The organism is Nocardia gamkensis NBRC 108242 (assembly GCF_001612985.1).
GTDB classification, from domain to species: Bacteria; Actinomycetota; Actinomycetes; order Mycobacteriales; family Mycobacteriaceae; genus Nocardia; species Nocardia gamkensis.
In genome coordinates this window covers 34,720-53,500 of sequence record NZ_BDBM01000006.1, presented here as the reverse complement: position 1 = coordinate 53,500, position 18,781 = coordinate 34,720, and the positions used below count along the sequence as shown (strand labels likewise).

The window sequence follows — 18,781 nt, the reverse complement described above, 5'->3', positions numbered from 1 at the left end:
CTTCCGGGATGGTCAGCGGCTGGCCGTCGGCACGGCGTCCGGCGCGTCGGTGGAGGTGTAATCGAAGGTGACATCACCCCAGGTAGCGAGGGCGACATCGAGCGGGCGGCAGATCTCGGCCGCCTTGCGCAACACCTCGGGCCCCTCCTTCAGCAGGTCACGGCCCTCGTTGCGGGCTTGGACGACCGCCTCCAGCGCGACCCGGTTCGCCTCCGCGCCCGCGGCGATACCGAGCGGATGCCCGATCGTGCCACCGCCGAACTGCAACACCACGTCGTCGCCGAACAGGTCGAGCAACTGATGCATCTGCCCGGCATGGATACCGCCGGAGGCCACCGGCATCACGCCGGGCAGGCTCGCCCAGTACTGGTCGAAGAAGATCCCATTGGCCGGTTCGGTCCGAATGTGGTTCTCCCGCAGAGTGTCGTAGAACCCTTTGGTCGTCGCGGGATCGCCTTCCAGCTTGCCTACCACGGTGCCCGCGTGCAGATGATCGACGCCGATCAGCCTGCACCACTTGGCCAGCACCCGGAAGCTGACACCGTGCGTCTTCTGCCGGGTGTAGGTGGAATGCCCGGCGCGATGCAGGTGCAGCAGCACCCCGTTGCGGCGCGCCCAGTGCGACATCGACTGCATCGCGGTGAATCCGACGGTGAGGTCCATCATGATGACGACGCTGCCGAGTTCCTTGGCGAACTCCGCGCGCTCGTACATCTGCTCCATCGACGCCGCGGTCACATTGAGGTAGTGGCCTTTGATCTCGCCGGTCTCGGCCATCGCGCGGTTGACGCCCTCCATCGCGAACAGGTATCGGTCGCGCCAGCGCATGAACGGCTGGGAGTTGATGTTCTCGTCGTCCTTGGTGAAATCCAGGCCGCCTTTGCACGCCTCGTAGATCACCCGGCCGTAATTGCGCGCCGATAGCCCGAGTTTCGGTTTCACCGTCGCACCGAGCAGGGGCCTACCGTATTTGTTGAGATATTCGCGTTCCATCACCGTGCCGTGCGGCGGCCCCTGGAACGTCTTCACGTATGCCACCGGAATGCGCATGTCTTCCAGCCGCAGCGCCAGCAGCGGCTTGAAACCGAACACGTTGCCGATGATCGACGAGGTCAGATTGGTGATCGATCCCTCCTCGAACAGGTCGAGATCGTAGGCGATGTAGGCGAAGTACTCGCCCGGCCGCCCGGGGACCTCGTCGATGCGGTAGCACTTCGCCTGATAGCGCGAGTGCGCGGTGAGCCGGTCGGTCCACACCACCGTCCAAGTGGCCGTGGAGGATTCACCCGCCACCGCGGCGGCCGCCTCGATCGGATCGACCCCGGGCTGCGGGGTCACCCGGAACACGGCGAGCACGTCGGTCTCCGTCGGCTGGTAGTCGGGCGCGTAATACCCCATCGACGCGTAGGTTTGGACACCCGGATCCCAGCGGTCGCGTTCGATTTCTTCGGCCATCGTTCCTCCTGCTGTGCCACTGCGGGACACCCGCACCCGGGCGAACGGGCGTGCCTTGGGATTTCCAGGATGACGGGCCGGATACCGACAAACAATTTGATTGTTTCTCGCGATACTCAACCTTTTCTTCGAGTTTGTTACCGTCGTTCGATGGGTATGGTGAGCGCGGCACGGATGGAAACCTTCCTGGCCGTCGCCCGCCACGGCGGCATTCGCCGCGCCGCCGCGCAACTGCACATCACCGAAGCAGCCGTCTCCGCGGCCGTCGCGCATATCGAGAAACAGCTGGGGGCCAAGCTGATCGCGAAGTCCGGGCGCGGCATCACGCTCACCGAGGCAGGCCGCGTCTACGCCGAATACTGCCGCGGCATCCTCGGCCTGATGAAGGAGGCGCAGGCCGCGGTGCGCCGCGCCGAGACCGGGCGCCTGCGGATCGGCGTGGTCGCCACCGCGGGTGAATACGTTCTGCTGCGGCCGCTCGCGTCGTTCCGACGCCGGTTCCCCGACATCGAACTGAGCCTGTCGGTGCATCCACGCGACGCGCTGTTCCTCGAATTGCAGCATCACGAAACGGATCTCGTCATCGCGGGCCGCCCACCGCGCGACACCGGGCTGGTGGTGCGCGCCCGGCGGCCGAGCAGCCTGGTCGTGGTCGGCCTGCCGGAATTCGATCCGCTGCACGCCACCTGGCTGCTGCGCGGGCGCGGCTCCGGCACCCGCGAGGCCACCCTCGGCCTGCTCGACCAGCTCCGGATCGAACCGGCCACGCTGACCCTCGGTTCGCACGGCGCCGTCCTGGCCGCCGCGCGAGAAGGCCTGGGCGTCACGCTGATCCACAGCGATGCCATCTCCCATGATCTGGAGAACGGTGTACTGCGCGTGCTGCCGGTCGAGGGCACTCCGCTGGACCGTCCGTGGCATGCCATCACCACTCGCACCCCGACGCCGACCACCCGGCTGTTCCTCACCCATCTGCTCGACCCGGCCGAGGTCGGCTCCGACGCTTTCCACCCCGGTTGAGCGCTCTCCTGGGCGGGACGCCGGGTGCGGAGGATCGCCGGATCGATATGACAGACTGGCTGTCATGACCCGAGGGGACGTACCGTCCGACGTGTCCGACACCGCGCGCTGGGTCGCGGCCTACCGTGCGCGCGAGACGACGCGCCGGGACGCGCTGTTCCGCGATCCGCTCGCCGACCGGCTGGCCGGAGAACGCGGCCATGCCATCGCCGACAGCGCACCCCGCATGATGCGGGACGGGTGGCCGATCGTCACCAGGACCAAGCTGATCGACGACCTCGTCGCGAAAGCGATCGCCGAGGGTTGCGACCGCGTGCTCAACCTCGCCGCCGGCCTGGACACCCGGCCCTATCGGCTCGAGCTCCCGGCCGAGCTGCTCTGGATCGAGGCGGACCTGCCCGGGATCGTCGCCGAGAAAGACGACGCGCTCGCCGGTGAGACGCCGCACTGCGTGCTCCTGCGCCGAGCGGTCGATCTGGCCGACCCCGAGGCCCGCGGGAAGTTCCTCGACGAGGCACTCGGCGCGATCGGCCCGGTCACCGCCCCCGCGTCGAAGGCCCTGGTGCTCACCGAGGGGCTGCTGATGTACCTCGATCCGGCTACGGTCACCGAGCTGGCGGACGCCCTGACCCGTCCGGAAATCGCCTGGTGGCTGCTCGACCTGAGCCTGGGCATGAAGAAGATGCGTTCCGGGGACACCTTCGCCAACGCGCCGATGAAGTTCGAGCCGCCCAACGGCGTCCGCTTCTTCGAAGATCTCGGCTGGCAGCCGGTCGAGCTGGAGAACCTGCTGGTGTACGCCCGCAAGTTCCGCCGTGCACCTTGGTACCTGCGCCCGTTCACCTACCTCCCCCAGCCCGACCCCCGCAAACCCATGCGCAACCCTTGGTCGGGCATCATCCGCTTCCGTCACGCCTGACCACAGCCGCCGCCGCGGACCGCGCCGATCGGTGCTGCGGCCCGCGGTTACAGCTGGCCGTGCTGGGAGTCGAAGGTCAGGACGCGTCCGCCCAGTTGGATCTGGGCGCCCGGGGCGAGGGTTATCGGCAGGCCAGGGGCCGCCCGGACCCAATCCTGACGTCCGGGATGACGAATGTGGGTGCCGTTGGTGGAACCGCCGTCCACGACCGTGACGTCCCAGTCGACGAGGCGGATCTCCGCGTGTGCTCGCGACATCCCGCCGGAGCTGTCCTCCAGCCGTATCGGACGCGCGCCACGCGCGACCGCCTCCGAATACTCCGGCTCGCGACCGAGAACGCAGTCGTTGTCCAGCACGAACGACGTGCCGTCGTCGAGTAGCAGCACCCCCAGCGGCGGGCGCACCCCTTCGCTGAGCACGCAGGTGAGCTGATCCATCCGGATGCCGCACACCGCGCAGAACGACACTCGCGGATCGTTGTGATGATGCCGGGCGCACTGGAAGCCGTGCACGATCACCCGGTGTCCCAGCGGGTTCGAGCCGGTCGAGCCGAGCGCGTCCGCGACGACCTCGGAGGAGGGCACCATCGTCTCCGCGACATTCGCGTCGTTGGCGATCGCGTATTCCCGATCGGTGCGATGGGCGGGCCGCGCCGGACCCTGCTCGGAACCCGGCGGTACCGGCTGCGCGACCGGAGGTGTCCTGCCTTCGCGTGGCATGGCCCGCCGCGACGCCGCCTGGAGATCGACTTCCGTTGCGGTGTCGTTGGATTCCTCGCCTTTGCGCAGGCTCGGCGCCCGCCGTGGCGCTGCTCCGGACACCTGCTCGGAACCCGGCTGCGTCGCGGGACGATGCGGTTGCTGCGCGAGCTGCGGCCCCGTGGCAGGGTGGGGTCGCGGCGCCGCCGCGACCGAGGGCGGCTCCGGGACGACAGGCGGTTCGGCCGCTGCGCGTCCTTCGAATTGCTGCGGAGCCGCCGTTCGCCCGGGTGCGGGGCCGGGCTCCCGTGCCGATGTAGCCGCTGGCGGCTCGTGCGCCGATCGGGATGGCCGCATGGACTCGGTGACGCCCCGGTTCTCCGGTTCGCCGTCGATCGCGCCGGGCAGCGCACCCGGCCACCGCACCGCACCCGACCCCGGGGCGGTCCCCTCGCCGAGCGCGAAGATCCCGCGCCCCGGCAGGGCCTCCGCGACCCAGCCCGCCTCGTCCACGAACAATCCCGCGCCGCCGACGGGGGCGGGAGTCACCATGCGGTCGACGGTGAATCCGGCGTCCCGGCCGCGCAGCACCTCCGGGTGGCCGGGACCGGCGAGCACCGCGGTGACCCCACCGTGCAGGAACACCGCGAGGCCGTCGTCCACCGGCGTGATCACCCCGAATTCGACCTCGTCCTCCTCACCGTTGGACAGGCTCATCAGCCACGTCGTGGCCAGCCGCGCCACCGCGCGCCCGCTGCGGCGCCGGTCGCGCGCGACAGCTTCACGCACGATGTCCAGCAGCGCCGTCATCGTCCGGGCCGCCATCGTCTCCGCCGTCACGGCGCTGTCGCCCCGGTGCGCGACGACCACGACCACGCCGCTCGCACTCGCCACCAGATGGGCGCCGGGCAGCACCTCGATCTGCGCGCTCACAGGAACCGGCCGCCCTGGAACCGCCACCGGTGGAACACCACCCGCATCGGCCCGTTCACGATGAGCCAGAAGACGATCCACGTGAGAACGAATTGAATGCCGAACGCCGCGGGCGAGGGACGTAGATGTTCGGGCAGCACCACCGTGGTGTGGCGCACGAGGACCCACATCAGCGCCCCCTCGTTGACGAGGGTGACCAGACCGAACAGAGTCGGCCAGTCCTTCTCCCAGCGGAACTGCTGCAGGAAATGGTAGAGCAATTCCCAGAGCACACCGACCAGAACGGTAGCCAGCAGGACCGACAACGTCACCCGGTACGCCTGACCGATGCTCGACGAGCCGGTCGGCAGAAACGGGGTGATGATCAGCGCGACGACGAAGCCGATCACGCTCAGCGCGAGAAGACGGGTCTGGATTCGCCCGTTCAAGGTAGGAAGCATGTGCTCAGATCTTCTCGTTCGTAACCCACAGCCACCATTGCCGCGTCGAGCGCAGCGGACCCATCCTGCGGCAGAACCCGACCGCGGCCAGATCGTCGGCGATCTCCTGCGCGGCGATCTGCAGCCCCAGGAAAGTGTCCACACCGGCGAACGGCCCGCCCAGCGTGGCGCTGCCGGAGGCGTACATCCGCCCGGTGCCGCTGCGGGTGCCGATCAGCTCGAACGAGGTGTCCACGTCGAGCCTGCCCAGCGGATTGCGCCCGGCACCGGCGTGGTCGAGCAGGTCGGCCAGCAGACGGTGCTCGCGGATGTCGGCTTCCAGCCCGGTGCAGTCGACGATGTAGTCGACGGTCGTGTCGAACGGTTGCGTCGGCGGCGGAAACGGCAGCGGCGCAGTGGCGTCCGGAAGAATCGTCGCGACCACGCCTTGGCGTCCCCCGGCGGGGCGCGGAGCCCGCATCGTGCCCGCCATCACCTGATACCACCCCTCCCTGCGGCCCCGGCGCAACTGTTCCTGCCAGTTGTCCCGGATCGGGGTGTTGGTGCCGGAGATCTCCTTGTACGCCCGCGCCCGTTCCTCACCTTGCAGGTTGCGCACTTTCTGCTTCAACTGACCGCCCCACACCGACTTCGGGTAGTTGAACCCCTGATAGGCCCATCCGTCGCCGCCCTTGCGCCTGCTGAAGATGTTCTTGCCGTGCGGGCCGGCGACATACGTGCGGAACAGATGCAGGATACGGGTGTCGAGCCGGTACTTGTCGCGGTCGTCGATGAGCCGTTGCAGGACGCGGCTGGCCACGATCCCGCTGCCGCGGATCAGCACGGTACCGGGCCGCCGCTGCAACGCCTGGTAGACGTGCTCGTGCGGCTCGTAGGCGTTGACCACCCGTGTCGGGTCACGGTGGGTCTCGCGATACTCCTGCAGGTCCGGCAGCAGCTTCAGACCCGGATACCCCACCGCCACATGGACATACGTGCTGCGGAAGGCGACCCGCTTGGTCGGCGCCGTACCCGCCGGCGGGGTGAGGATGGTGAAGTATCCGCCGCCCTGGCGCTTGCGCACCATGCGTACCTGGCCGCGATGCAGGGACCGGGCATAGCCGATGCGGTGGAACTCCCGCTCCATGGCGGCGAACGCCTGGCCCGCGCGCGGGGTGTAGTAGTTGGCGAAGATGGGCTCGACGAAGACGTTCCACAGCGGTTTGATCGACTTGTCCGCGACGGCCTCCCGCACCGCGTACGAGGGGAAGCCCCACATATTGTCCGGCATCGAGGCCGAGTCGCTGCGCAGGCGCTCGCCGCGCGGGATCTGCGAGACCCGGGTCAGGTACTCGTAGGAGGCCCAGGGGTGCTCCTGCGGGCCGAGCACCGCCATCGCCTCGGCGGGCACGCCGAAGATCCGGAGCGTGTCGTAGGTGACGAACGATCCGATTCCGCTGCCGATGGTCACGAACGGCACGTCGATCACCGGAATCCCGGCGCTGCCCAGCATTTCATCGGTCCATACGTCGGTGTCGACGAGGGCCTGGGTGATATCTCCCCGCATTGGCCGGACTCTACCGGCAGATTCTTATCAACTGCTTGCCATCGGCTTTCGGCCGATGATGCCGCTGCCGACGCGCGGTGCACGACGCGCGCGAGACCATCTGCGCCGAACCTGCCACGCGGTCCGCCCTCGCGGACGTACCATGCCGTTCGTGGCCGATTCCCCTCGTTCCACCCCTCTGCGGGTTCTCGTGTACAGCAACGACGCCGATACCAGGCGCCAGGTGATCCAGGCCTTGGGCAAGCGTCCCAGCCCGGAGTTACCGGAGTTCGAGTACCTCGAGGTCGCCACCGGTCCGGTGGTGATCGCGCAGATGGATGCCGGTGGCATAGACCTGGCCGTTCTGGACGGTGAGGCGAGCCCGACCGGTGGACTCGGTATCGCCAAGCAGTTGAAGGACGAAGTGGACGCGTGCCCGCCGCTTCTGGTGCTGACCGGCCGGCCGGACGACGCATGGCTGGCGAGCTGGTCCCGCGCGGAGGCCGCGGTGGCGCATCCGATCGATCCGCTCCGGCTCACCGAGGCTGTTGTCGCCCTGCTGCGCAGCCGTTCCGCGGCTTGATCACCGGGTCCTCCGCTCGGCCATTCATAGCGATCATGAATTAGTCGCGGCCAGCTCCGGGCCACACTTCGGCGCGGAGAAACGCCGTTCCAAGCCTTCCCTCGCCAACCCCCCGGGCGCCGTACATCCATCGCTGTCGCCGACTCTGATCCCGCTCGGGACCACATTCGACGTCGCGATATCCTCTGTCGGCCACCAGCCAACTGACCGTTCACCCAACGTCGCGCGCGTCCGCGTGGATTACCACCGTTTCGGTCATAAATGCTTGTACTGAATTCGATCAAACGGCGGCCCCAAACCCGCTGCGGAGCGACCGTTCGGTTGTAGGCTGTGCCCTACCTCACATGGAACCGGATCCAGGAATGACCGGTTCCGCGTGGAGCCGAGGGGCGAGTCCGTCCGAGGCGGACACCGACGTCAGCCCGCCTCGGACGCTGTTATCAGCTGCAGCTCGCAAGAGGGGAAGTGCAGTCGTGAATATCGAGGTGCCGACGCTCGTACTCGGCGCGATCGCGGCGGCGTTCGCGCTGTTCTCCATCGCCCTATCGGCCCTGGTCGGGCCGAAGCGGCGCAATCGGGCGAAGCTGGAACCGTACGAATGCGGGATCGAACCCACCCCGCACGCCGTGGCGGGGGGTCCGGGAAACGTTACGGGACAACGCTTTCCGGTGAAGTACTACCTCACCGCGATGTTGTTCATCATCTTCGACATCGAGATCGTGTTCCTCTACCCGTGGGCAGTCCACTTCGATGCGCTCGGTCTCTTCGGTCTCGCCGCGATGGCGTTGTTCATCGTCAACGTCTCGGTGGCCTACGCCTACGAGTGGAAGCGCGGCGGTCTCAGTTGGGACTGATTGCCGCGCAACCGAATTCGTAGCAGACGAGTGGAAGCGAGTCAGTAGAACATGGGTCTCGAGGAAAAACTGCCCAGCGGCTTCCTGCTGAGCACAGTCGAGGATTTCGCCGGATACCTGCGCAAGGGCTCCCTATGGCCGGCCACCTTCGGGCTGGCCTGCTGCGCCATCGAAATGATGGCCACCGGCGGGGGCCGCTTCGACATCGCCCGCTTCGGCATGGAAGCGTTCCGCGCCTCGCCGCGGCAGGCGGATCTGATGATCGTCGCGGGCCGGGTGAGCCAGAAGATGGCCCCGGTCCTGCGCCAGGTCTACGACCAGATGACCGAACCGAAATGGGTGCTGGCGATGGGCGTCTGCGCCTCGTCGGGCGGGATGTTCAACAACTACGCCATCGTGCAGGGCGTCGATCATGTGGTGCCGGTCGACATCTACCTGCCCGGCTGCCCGCCCCGGCCGGAGATGCTGCTGAACGCGATCCTGGCACTGCACGCCAAGATTCAGCAGATGCCGCTCGGAGTCAACCGCGAAGAGGCCATCCGCGCCGCCGAACAGGCCGCGCTCGCCTCGACGCCGACCATCCGGATGGAGGGTCTGCTGCGATGACCTTCGACACCCCCGACGACACCGACATCCCGCCCGCGCACGACGCGATCGACGCCGCGGCCACAGCGGGCCCCGAAGGCACTTTGCCGGAGGAGGATTCCGCGCAGAGCGGAGCCGACGTGATCGGGGTGCGCCGCGGCATGTTCGGCGTCACCGGCACCGGCGACACCTCCGGGTACGGCGGCCTGGTCCGCCCGGTCACTCTGCCCGGCAGCACGCCCGCCCCCTACGGCGGGTACTTCGACCAAGTGGTCGACGCGCTGCGCGCCGCCCTCACCGCCACCGGCACCCGCCCGGACGCGGCGCTGGAGAAGGTGATCGTCTTCCGCGGCGAACTCACCCTGCACGTGCACCGGGAGCAGCTGCTGCCGGTGGCGCGCGCGCTGCGCGACGATCCCGCACTGCGTTTCGAACTCTGCCTCGGCGTCAACGGAGTGCACTACCCGCAGGATTCCGGCCGTGAGCTGCACGCCGTCTATCACCTCATGTCGATCACGCACAACCGCCGCGTGCGGGTGGAGGTCTCCGCACCGGACGCGGACCCACACATTCCCTCGCTCTACGAGGTGTACCCGACCACCGACTGGCACGAGCGCGAGACCTACGACTTCTTCGGCATCTTGTTCGACGGGCACCCCTCGCTGACCCGGATCACCATGCCGGACGACTGGCGCGGCCACCCCCAGCGCAAGGACTACCCGCTCGGCGGGATCCCGGTCGAATACAAGGGCGCGCGCATCCCGCCGCCCGACGAGCGGAGGGCTTACAGCTGATGAACGACACCGACACCGCGCCCGGCGTCGCCGAGGGCGTCGCACCCGAGCCCGTCACGGTCACCGTGGCGGGGCAGGACTGGGACCAGGTGGCCGAGACGCTGGCCGGCGCGGGCGAGGAACGCATCGTCGTCAACATGGGCCCGCAACACCCGTCCACGCACGGTGTACTGCGCCTGATCCTGGAGATCGAAGGCGAAACGGTCACCGAGGCCCGCTGCGGAATCGGCTACCTGCACACCGGGATCGAGAAGAATCTCGAATTCCGCAACTGGACCCAGGGCGTCACCTTCGTCACCCGCATGGACTACCTGTCGCCGTTCTACAACGAGACGGCCTACTGCCTGGGTGTGGAGCAACTGCTCGACATCACCGAGCAGATCCCGGAGCGCGCCACGATCGTCCGCGTGCTGCTGATGGAACTCAACCGCATCTCCTCGCATCTGGTCGCCCTGGCCACCGGCGGCATGGAACTCGGCGCGCTGACGCCGATGCTGTTCGGCTTCCGCGAACGCGAGCTGATCCTCGACGTGTTCGAGACGATCACCGGACTGCGCATGAACCACGCGTACATCCGCCCCGGCGGCCTGGCCCAGGACCTGCCCGACAACGGGGTCACCAAGGTGCGCGAACTGCTCGCACTGCTGCCCAAACGGCTGCGCGACATGGAACACCTGCTCACCGCCAACCCGATCTGGAAGGCGCGCACCCAGAACATCGGCTATCTCGATCTGCAGGGGTGCATGGCCCTCGGCATCACCGGCCCGGTGCTGCGCGCCACCGGCCTGCCCCACGACCTCCGCAAAGCCCAGCCCTACTGCGGCTACGAGAACTACGAATTCGACGTCCCCACCACCAGCGGGTGCGACTGCTACGGCCGCTACGTCATCCGGGTGGAGGAGATGAAGGAGTCGCTGAAGATCGTCGAGCAGTGCCTGGACCGGCTGCGGCCAGGCCCGGTCATGATCGACGACAAGAAGATCGCCTGGCCTGCCGACCTCCAGGTCGGGGCGGACGGCCTCGGCAACTCGCCCCGGCACATCGGCAAGATCATGGGCACCTCCATGGAGGGGCTGATCCACCACTTCAAGCTGGTCACCGAAGGCATCCGCGTCCCCGCGGGCCAGGTGTACACGGCGGTGGAGTCGCCGCGCGGCGAGCTGGGCGTGCACATGGTCAGCGACGGCGGCACCCGCCCCTACCGGGTGCACTATCGCGACCCCTCGTTCACCAATCTGCAAGCGGTCGCGGCGATGTGCGAGGGCGGCATGGTCGCCGACGTCATCGCCTCGGTCGCCAGTATCGACCCGGTCATGGGCGGAGTGGACCGATGAACCCGACATCGCACAGCGAATCCACCGACGGCGGTGCCTGCGCGCCGGGCGGGACGCGAGTCCTGCTGAAGCTCGGCACCCGGCCCGAGCCCTATCAGCCCTTCGTGCGGGAGCGACTCGAGACCGACGCCAAGGAGATCATCGCGCGCTATCCGCATCCGCGCTCGGCGCTGCTGCCCCTGCTGCACCTGGTGCAGTCCGAGGAGGGCTACGTCACCGGAACCGGGATCGAGTTCTGTGCCGAGCAATTGGGCCTGACCGGCGCCGAAGTCACCGCGGTGGCCACCTTCTACTCGATGTTCCGGCGCACACCCACCGGCGACTACCACGTCGGAGTGTGCACCAACACGCTCTGCGCGGTGATGGGCGGCGATGCCATCCTCGCCACGCTCGAGCACCATCTCGGCATCGGGCACGGCGAGACCACGGCGGACGGATCGATCACGCTCGAGCACGTCGAGTGCAACGCGGCCTGCGATTTCGCGCCCGTGGTGATGGTCAACTGGGAGTTCTTCGACAACCAGACGCCCGAATCCGCGCGCGCCCTGGTGGACGCGCTGCGCGCCGGACAGCAGGTCACTCCCACCAGGGGCGCCCCGTTGTGCACGTTCAAGCAGACCGCGCGCATCCTGGCCGGGTTCCCGGACGAGCGCCCCGGCGTGCTCGACGGCGCCGCGGGCTCGGCCACGCTCGCCGGTCTGCGGATCGCCCGCGAACAGGGCATGCAAGCCCCTGCGCCGCAAGAGGATCCGGAGGGCCCGCGATGACGCTCACCCCGGTGTTGACCACCCACTGGGACGATCCGCGGTCCTGGACGATGGACGCCTACCTGCGCCACGACGGCTACCAGGCGCTGCGCACCGCCCTGCGGATGGAACCGGACCAGATCATCCAGACCGTCAAGGACGCGGGCCTGCGTGGCCGCGGCGGCGCGGGCTTCCCCACCGGCATGAAGTGGAGCTTCATCCCGCAGGGTCCCGGGCCCGACGGCGTCACCAAACCGCACTACCTGGTGGTGAACGCCGACGAGTCGGAGCCCGGCACCTGCAAAGACATTCCGCTCATGCTCGCCTCGCCGCACGCGCTGATCGAAGGCGTCGTCATCGCCGCCTACGCCATCCGCGCGGCGCACGCGTTCATCTACGTGCGCGGCGAGGTGGTGCCGGTCCTGCGACGGTTGCAGGCCGCGGTGGCCCAGGCCTACGAGGCGGGCTTCCTCGGGCACGACATCCTCGGCTCCGGCTACGACCTCGAGCTGATCGTGCACGCCGGCGCGGGCGCCTACATCTGCGGCGAGGAGACCGCGCTGCTGGACTCGCTGGAAGGCCGCCGCGGCCAGCCTCGCCTGCGCCCGCCGTTTCCCGCCGTCGCCGGTCTCTACGCCTGCCCGACCGTGGTCAACAACGTCGAATCCATCGCCAGCGTGCCACCCATCATCCGCAACGGCATCGCGTGGTTCCGCTCGATGGGCAGCGAGAGGTCGCCCGGATTCACCCTCTACTCACTGTCCGGGCACGTGGCCCGGCCGGGGCAGTACGAGGCGCCGCTGGGCGTCACGCTGCGCGAACTGCTCGGCTACGCGGGCGGCGTGCGTTCCGGGCACCGGGTGAAATTCTGGACCCCGGGCGGTTCGTCCACGCCGCTGTTCACCGAGGAACACCTCGACGTGCCGCTGGACTACGAAGGCGTCGCGGGCGCGGGATCCATGCTCGGCACCAAGGCCCTGCAGATCTTCGACGACACCACCTGCGTGGTGCGCGCCGTGCTGCGCTGGACGGAGTTCTACGCCCACGAATCCTGCGGCAAGTGCACCCCGTGCCGGGAGGGCACCTACTGGCTGGTGCAGCTGCTGCAACGGATCGAAGCGGGCGCGGGCGTCACCGCCGACCTGGACAAGCTGCTCGACATCAGCGACACCATCAACGGCAAGTCGTTCTGCGCCCTCGGCGACGGCGCGGCCAGCCCGATCATCTCCTCGCTGAAGTACTTCCGCGAGGAGTACGCCGAACACCTGCGGCTCGGCGGATGCCCATTCGACCCGGCGCGCTGCACCGCGTGGGCCGAGTCAGGAGAAGAGGTCCGATGAAACCGGTATCGCGCAGCGATTCGATCAGGGGTGGCGGTCGGGCGACGAGTGGGCCTGCCACGGTGGACAGCGGCGGGCCCGCGCCCGCCGATCTGGTGACCGTGACCATCGACGACACCGCTGTCAGCGTGCCGCCCGGCACGCTGCTGATCCGGGCCGCCGAACTGATCGGCATCCAGATCCCCCGCTTCTGCGACCATCCGCTGCTGGACCCGGTCGGCGCCTGCCGTCAATGCCTGGTCGAGGTCGAGGGACAGCGCAAACCGGTCGCCTCCTGCACCATGGCCGTCACCGACGGCATGGTGGTGCGCACCCAGCTCACCTCTCCCGCGGCCGACAAGGCGCAGGAGGGCGTGATGGAGCTGCTGCTGATCAACCATCCGCTCGATTGCCCGGTATGCGACAAGGGCGGCGAGTGCCCGCTGCAGAACCAGGCGATGTCCACCGGCCGCGCCGAATCCCGGTTCGACGGACGCAAACGCACCTATCCGAAACCGATTCCGCTGTCGACAGCCGTGCTGCTGGACCGGGAACGCTGCGTGCTGTGCGCCCGCTGTACCCGTTTCTCCCAGCAGATCGCCGGGGATCCGTTCATCGAGCTGATGGACCGTGGTGCGCTGCAACAAGTCGGGACCGCGCAGGCCGAACCCCTGGACTCCTACTTCTCCGGCAACACCGTGCAGATCTGCCCGGTGGGCGCGCTCACCGGCACCGCCTACCGATTCCGCGCGCGTCCGTTCGACCTGGTGTCCAGCCCGAACGTCTGCGAGCACTGCGCCTCCGGTTGCGCGCAGCGCACCGACCACCGGCGCGGCAAGGTGCTGCGCCGACTGGCCGGGGACGACCCGCAGGTCAACGAGGAGTGGAACTGCGACAAAGGCCGCTGGGCGTTCGCCTACGCCACCGAACCCGATCGGCTCACCACCCCGCTGGTGCGCGGCTGGGACGGCGAACTCGCACCGGCCTCCTGGTCGGAGGCGCTGGCCGCGGCCGCCGAGGGACTGGCCGCGTCGTTCGGCAACGCCGGCGTGCTCGTCGGCGGCCGGGTCACCGAAGAGGACGCCTACGCCTACGGCAAGTTCGCGCGAGTCGCCCTCGGCACCAATGACATCGACTTCCGTTCCCGCGCGCATTCGGCGGAAGAGGCCGACTTCCTCGCCGCCCGCGTCGCGGGCCGGTCCGCCGCGGTGACCTACGACAGCATGGAGGCCGCACCGGTCGTCCTGCTCGTCGGATTCGAACCCGAAGAAGAGTCGCCGATCGTCTACCTCCGATTGCGCAAGGCCGCGCGCAAGCGCCGCCTGCCGATCTACTCGCTGGCGCCGTACTCCTCGCGCGGGCTCGAGCGCATGTCCGGACGGCTGATGCGCGCCGTGCCCGGCGCCGAACCGCATCTGCTCGACGCCATCCGCGCAGGCGAGATCACCACGCCCGGCGCGGATCCCGCCCAGCTCGCCGATCTGGCCCGGCTGCTGCGCGAACCCGGCGCGGTGATCATGGTCGGTGAGCGGATGGCGGGCGTCGTGGGCGCGCTGTCGGCCGCCGTGCGCCTCGCCGACGAAACCGGAGCCGCCCTCGCCTGGGTGCCGCGCCGGGCAGGCGAACGCGGTGCGGTCGAAGCGGGCACCCTGCCCGGCCTGCTCCCCGGCGGCAGGCCGGTCGCCGATCCCCGTGCCCGCCAACAGGTTCGAGCCGTCTGGAACGTGCCGGAACTGCCCGTCGGCGCGGGCCGCGACACGACGGCCATCCTGGAGGCCGCCTCCGGCCTCGGCGCACTGGTCATCGGCGGGGTCGACGTCGCCGACCTGCCCGACCCGGCCGCCGCGCTGGCCGCGATCGACGCGGCCAGGTTCGTGGTGAGCCTGGAACTGCGCCGCAGCGCGGTCACCGAACGCGCCGACGTGGTGTTCCCGGTGGCCGCGGCCATGGAGAAATCCGGCACCTTCCGCACCTGGGAGGGCAGGCCGCGCCCGTTCGCCGCCGCGCTCGGCGAGGACATGGTGCGCCGCCGGTCCGCGCCGCTGTCGGATCAACGGGTGCTGCACGCCATCGCCGAGGAGATGTCGGTGCGCCTGGGCCTGCCCGACGTCGAGTCCGCCCGCGCCGAACTCGACGAACTCGGCGCGTGGGACGGCGCGCCCGTCACCGCGCCCACACACCAGCCGCATCCGCTGCCGCGGCCCGAGCCCGGCACCGCGGTGCTCGCCAGTTGGCGCATGCTGCTGGACGCGGGACGCATGCAGGACGGCGAACCGAATCTGGCGGGCATCGCCCGGCCGCCGATGGTGCGCCTGTCGGCCGCCACCGCCGCCGAACTCGGCGTGCAGCCCGCCGATCCGGTCACCGTCGCCACCAGCCGCGGGGAGGTCACGCTCCCTCTGATGATCAGCGACCTGCCCGACCGCGTGGTGTGGCTGCCGCAGCACTCGCCCGGCTGCTCCATCGCCGAGCAGCTCGCCGTTCAGCCCGGCGCGATCGTGCATCTGCGGCACGCCGACGAGAGGATGAAGGAGCACCGTCATGAGTGAGCTCGCCACGCTCGTCACCGCGTCGGCGGTCACGCACGCCGCTGCCTCCGATCCGTACACCCCCGCGGGCTTCGGACACGACCCGCTGTGGCTGGTGATCGCCAAGGCCGTGGCCATCTTCGTCTATCTGATGCTGATCCCGCTGATCGCGGTGCTCGCGGAACGCAAGATCGTGGCACGCATGCAGATGCGGATCGGCCCGAACCGGACCGGCCCCCTCGGGTCGCTGCAGAGCATCGCCGACGGCGTGAAGATGGCCCTCAAGGAGGACATCGTCCCGGCGATCGTGGACAAGCCGATCTACATCCTGGCGCCGGTCATCTCGGTGGTGCCGGCGTTCATGGCGTTCGCGGTGATCCCGCTCGGACCCGAGGTGTCGGTCTTCGGCGTCACCACCCCGCTGCAGCTCACCGATCTGCCGGTGGCGGTGCTGTACATCCTCGCGATCACCTCCATCGGCGTCTACGGCATCGTGCTGGCCGGCTGGTCGTCGGGCTCCACCTATCCGCTGCTGGGCGGATTGCGCTCGACCGCGCAGGTGATCTCCTACGAGATCGCGATGGCGCTGTGCTTCGCGACCGTGTTCCTGCTCGGCGGCACCATGGCCACCTCCGGCATCGTGTCCGCGCAGGAGGGCACCTGGTATGTGTTCCTGCTGCTGCCGTCGTTCCTGATCTACTGCGTCTCGATGGTCGGCGAGACCAACCGGGCCCCGTTCGACCTGCCCGAGGCCGAGGGCGAGCTGGTCGGCGGCTTCCACACCGAGTACTCCTCGCTCAAGTTCGCCATGTTCATGCTGGCCGAATACGTCAACATGGGAACGGTTTCGGCGCTGGCCACCACCCTGTTCCTGGGCGGGTGGCACGCACCGTGGCCGCTGAACATGTGGGACGGCGCGAACTCCGGCTGGTGGCCGGTGCTGTGGTTCACCGCCAAGGTCTGGACATTCCTGTTCGTATTCATCTGGCTGCGCGGCACACTGCCCCGGCTGCGCTACGACCAGTTCATGAATCTCGGCTGGAAACTGCTGATCCCGACCTCGCTGGCCTGGGTCATGGTGGTGGCCACCGCACGGGTGCTGCAGGCCGAGGGCTACCCGGTGCAGACTCCGATCCTGGTGATCGGCGGCTTGGTGGTCACCGGCTTGCTGGTGCTGCAGTTCCTGCGGGCGGGCCGGGCCATGGGAACACCGCCGCAGGTCGAGGAACCCGTGGCCGCGGAGTCCACCGACTCCACGGTATTCCTCGGGTTCCCGGTGCCGCCGCTGCCCGCCGACGCGCACGCGCGCGACGCCACCCGCACCAAGGCCGGCCTGCTCGAGCCGCTGGCCGGGTTCGCGGTCACCGCCGCGACCATGTTCAAGAAGCCGAACACCGAGTTCTATCCGGAGCAGAAGACGCCGACCGCGCCGCGCTACCACGGCAGGCATCAGCTCAACCGGCATCCCGACGGCTTGGAGAAGTGCATCGGCTGCGAGCTGTGCGCGTGGGCCTGCCCCGCCGACGCGATCTACGTCGAAGGCGCCGACAACACCGAGACCGAACGGTTCTCGCCCGGTGAACGGTACGGGCGGGTCTATCAGATCAACTACCTGCGCTGCATCGGCTGCGGATTGTGCATCGAGGCCTGCCCCACCCGGGCGCTCACGATGACCAACGACTACGAGATGACCGACGACAACCGAGCCGACCTGATCTACGAGAAGGATCGGTTGCTGGCGCCGCTGCAGCCCGGGATGACCGCGCCGCCGCACGCCATGCACCCCGGCGCCGACGAAGCGGACTACTACCTCGGCCGGGTACCCGGCGACGCGCCGGCCACCAACGGTGCCACGGCGGTCCCCCACCCGGGCGAGGCGCCGCGGCAACCCGCCGCCGCGGCCGCGGAAGGAGCGACACGGTGACCGACTTGATCCTGGCGGCGGAGCCGTTGACCCGCGCCTCCACCGGCGAGACCGTCCACTTCTGGATCCTCGCCCCGGTGGCGGTGCTCGGCGCGCTCGGTATGGTGTTCGCCCCCAGAGCGGTGCACTCCGCGCTGTGCCTGGCCGCCACGATGATCGCGCTGGCCGCGTTCTACATCGCCCAGGACGCGCTGTTCCTCGGCGTCGTGCAGATCGTGGTCTACACCGGCGCGGTGATGATGCTGTTCCTGTTCGTGCTGATGCTCGTCGGCGTCGACTCCGCCGAATCGCTGCGAGAGACGATCCGCGGGCAGCGGCTCGCCGCCGCCGCGGTCGGCGTCGGCTTCGGGCTGCTGCTCAGCGGTGGAATCGCCCACGGCGTACGCGAATCCGGAATCACCTTTCCCGCCAACGGATTTCCGGGCCGCAACGTGATCGCCGAACTGGCCGAGCTGATCTTCCTGCGCTACGTGTGGGCCTTCGAGCTCACCGGCGCCCTGCTGATCACCGCCACCATCGGCGCCATGGTGCTGGCCCACCGCGAGCAGTTCGGGCCCCGTACCGATCAGCGCGAGTTGTCGCGCCGCCGGTTCCGCGAGAAAGGGCACCGCGCGACCCCGCTGCCCACTCCCGGCGTCTACGCCAGGCACAACGCGGTGGACGTCCCCGCGCGGCTGCCCGACGGGTCGTTCGAGGAACTGTCGGTCAGCACCATCCTGCGGCACCGCCGCACCAGGGCGCTCACCGAAGCGGCCGTCATCTCGGTCGGCACCACGCCCGCATCGGACGGGACCGACAACCCCAGCGACGAGGAAGGCAACCGGTGAATCCCGAGAACTACCTGTTCCTGTCCGCCCTGCTGTTCACGATCGGCGCGGCCGGAGTGCTGCTGCGGCGCAACGCCATCGTCGTGTTCATGTGCATCGAACTCATGCTCAACGCGGTGAACCTCGCGTTCGTCACCTTCGCCCGGATGCACGCCGACCTGGACGGTCAGGTGTTCGCGTTCTTCACGATGGTGGTCGCCGCAGCCGAGGTCGTCGTCGGCCTGGCCATCATCATGACCATCTTCCGCACCCGCCGCTCGACCTCGGTCGACGACGCCAACCTGCTGAAGTTCTGAC

17 protein-coding genes are annotated in these 18,781 nt (G+C 68.9%); 13 read left to right on the top strand and 4 right to left on the bottom strand.

The annotated features are described in order from the left end of the window. Positions 1-12 precede the first annotated feature (12 nt). Positions 13-1,455: a form I ribulose bisphosphate carboxylase large subunit gene (locus NG1_RS06590; protein WP_062969014.1), complete on the bottom strand. Its 1,443-nt coding sequence runs from the start codon at positions 1,453-1,455 to the stop codon at positions 13-15. A 150-nt stretch (positions 1,456-1,605) separates the two neighbouring features. Here NG1_RS06590 and NG1_RS06585 point away from each other — a divergent pair, with 150 nt between their 5' ends. Then, positions 1,606-2,475 carry a LysR family transcriptional regulator gene (locus NG1_RS06585; protein WP_245659809.1) on the top strand — a complete coding sequence of 290 codons (870 nt, stop codon included), beginning with the start codon at positions 1,606-1,608 and terminating at the stop codon, positions 2,473-2,475. 64 nt (positions 2,476-2,539) lie between these two features. Continuing rightward, entirely contained in the window at positions 2,540-3,394 is an 855-nt protein-coding gene (locus NG1_RS06580; protein WP_062969009.1) for a class I SAM-dependent methyltransferase, read from the top strand. Between the two features lie 47 nt (positions 3,395-3,441). Here the strand turns inward: NG1_RS06580 and NG1_RS06575 are convergent, their stop codons facing one another. Genes NG1_RS06575 through NG1_RS06565 form a run of 3 tightly spaced genes read right to left on the bottom strand, consistent with a single transcriptional unit; the run spans position 3,442 to position 7,011 of the window. Continuing rightward, on the bottom strand, positions 3,442-5,025 hold the full coding sequence (locus NG1_RS06575) for an FHA domain-containing protein (protein ID WP_062969007.1): 1,584 nt from the start codon (positions 5,023-5,025) through the stop codon (positions 3,442-3,444). After that, entirely contained in the window at positions 5,022-5,465 is a 444-nt protein-coding gene (locus NG1_RS06570; protein WP_062969005.1) for a hypothetical protein, read from the bottom strand. Before NG1_RS06570 ends, NG1_RS06575 begins: the two co-directional genes overlap by 4 nt. Positions 5,466-5,469: 4 nt before the next feature. Beyond that, complete coding sequence (locus tag NG1_RS06565) at positions 5,470-7,011, bottom strand: hypothetical protein (RefSeq protein ID WP_062969003.1); 1,542 nt, start codon at positions 7,009-7,011, stop codon at positions 5,470-5,472. Positions 7,012-7,153: 142 nt separating this feature from the next. Between NG1_RS06565 and NG1_RS06560 the strand changes: the two genes are divergently transcribed. From NG1_RS06560 to nuoK, 11 genes are all read left to right on the top strand, one after another. Continuing rightward, a complete protein-coding gene (locus NG1_RS06560; RefSeq protein ID WP_062969001.1) occupies positions 7,154-7,573 on the top strand; it encodes an Rv3143 family two-component system response regulator in 420 nt (139 codons plus the stop codon). 473 nt (positions 7,574-8,046) lie between these two features. Beyond that, positions 8,047-8,427: an NADH-quinone oxidoreductase subunit A gene (locus tag NG1_RS06555; RefSeq protein ID WP_062969000.1), complete on the top strand. Its 381-nt coding sequence runs from the start codon at positions 8,047-8,049 to the stop codon at positions 8,425-8,427. Positions 8,428-8,478: 51 nt separating this feature from the next. After that, positions 8,479-9,033, top strand: coding sequence for a NuoB/complex I 20 kDa subunit family protein (locus tag NG1_RS06550; RefSeq protein ID WP_040866749.1), 555 nt, complete (start codon positions 8,479-8,481; stop codon positions 9,031-9,033). Then, a complete protein-coding gene (locus NG1_RS06545; RefSeq protein WP_174315414.1) occupies positions 9,030-9,806 on the top strand; it encodes an NADH-quinone oxidoreductase subunit C in 777 nt (258 codons plus the stop codon). Before NG1_RS06550 ends, NG1_RS06545 begins: the two co-directional genes overlap by 4 nt. Next, a complete protein-coding gene (gene nuoD, locus NG1_RS06540) occupies positions 9,806-11,140 on the top strand; it encodes an NADH dehydrogenase (quinone) subunit D (RefSeq protein WP_062968999.1) in 1,335 nt (444 codons plus the stop codon). The genes NG1_RS06545 and nuoD overlap by 1 nt, the downstream gene beginning before the upstream one ends. Then, positions 11,137-11,907 (top strand): NADH-quinone oxidoreductase subunit NuoE, encoded by a 771-nt coding sequence (gene nuoE / locus NG1_RS06535; RefSeq protein WP_062968997.1) that lies wholly within the window; start codon positions 11,137-11,139, stop codon positions 11,905-11,907. Before nuoD ends, nuoE begins: the two co-directional genes overlap by 4 nt. Next, positions 11,904-13,226, top strand: coding sequence for an NADH-quinone oxidoreductase subunit NuoF (gene nuoF / locus NG1_RS06530; RefSeq protein ID WP_062968995.1), 1,323 nt, complete (start codon positions 11,904-11,906; stop codon positions 13,224-13,226). The genes nuoE and nuoF overlap by 4 nt, the downstream gene beginning before the upstream one ends. Beyond that, positions 13,223-15,754 carry an NADH-quinone oxidoreductase subunit G gene (locus NG1_RS06525; RefSeq protein ID WP_084498737.1) on the top strand — a complete coding sequence of 844 codons (2,532 nt, stop codon included), beginning with the start codon at positions 13,223-13,225 and terminating at the stop codon, positions 15,752-15,754. Before nuoF ends, NG1_RS06525 begins: the two co-directional genes overlap by 4 nt. Beyond that, the gene (gene nuoH, locus NG1_RS06520; protein ID WP_084498736.1) at positions 15,747-17,657 is read left to right on the top strand and encodes an NADH-quinone oxidoreductase subunit NuoH; all 1,911 of its coding nucleotides are present in this window, start codon (positions 15,747-15,749) and stop codon (positions 17,655-17,657) included. Before NG1_RS06525 ends, nuoH begins: the two co-directional genes overlap by 8 nt. Further along, positions 17,654-18,484 (top strand): NADH-quinone oxidoreductase subunit J, encoded by an 831-nt coding sequence (locus NG1_RS06515; protein ID WP_040866746.1) that lies wholly within the window; start codon positions 17,654-17,656, stop codon positions 18,482-18,484. Before nuoH ends, NG1_RS06515 begins: the two co-directional genes overlap by 4 nt. Beyond that, positions 18,481-18,780 (top strand): NADH-quinone oxidoreductase subunit NuoK, encoded by a 300-nt coding sequence (nuoK, locus tag NG1_RS06510; protein ID WP_040866745.1) that lies wholly within the window; start codon positions 18,481-18,483, stop codon positions 18,778-18,780. Before NG1_RS06515 ends, nuoK begins: the two co-directional genes overlap by 4 nt. The last annotated feature ends 1 nt before the right edge of the window (position 18,781 follow it).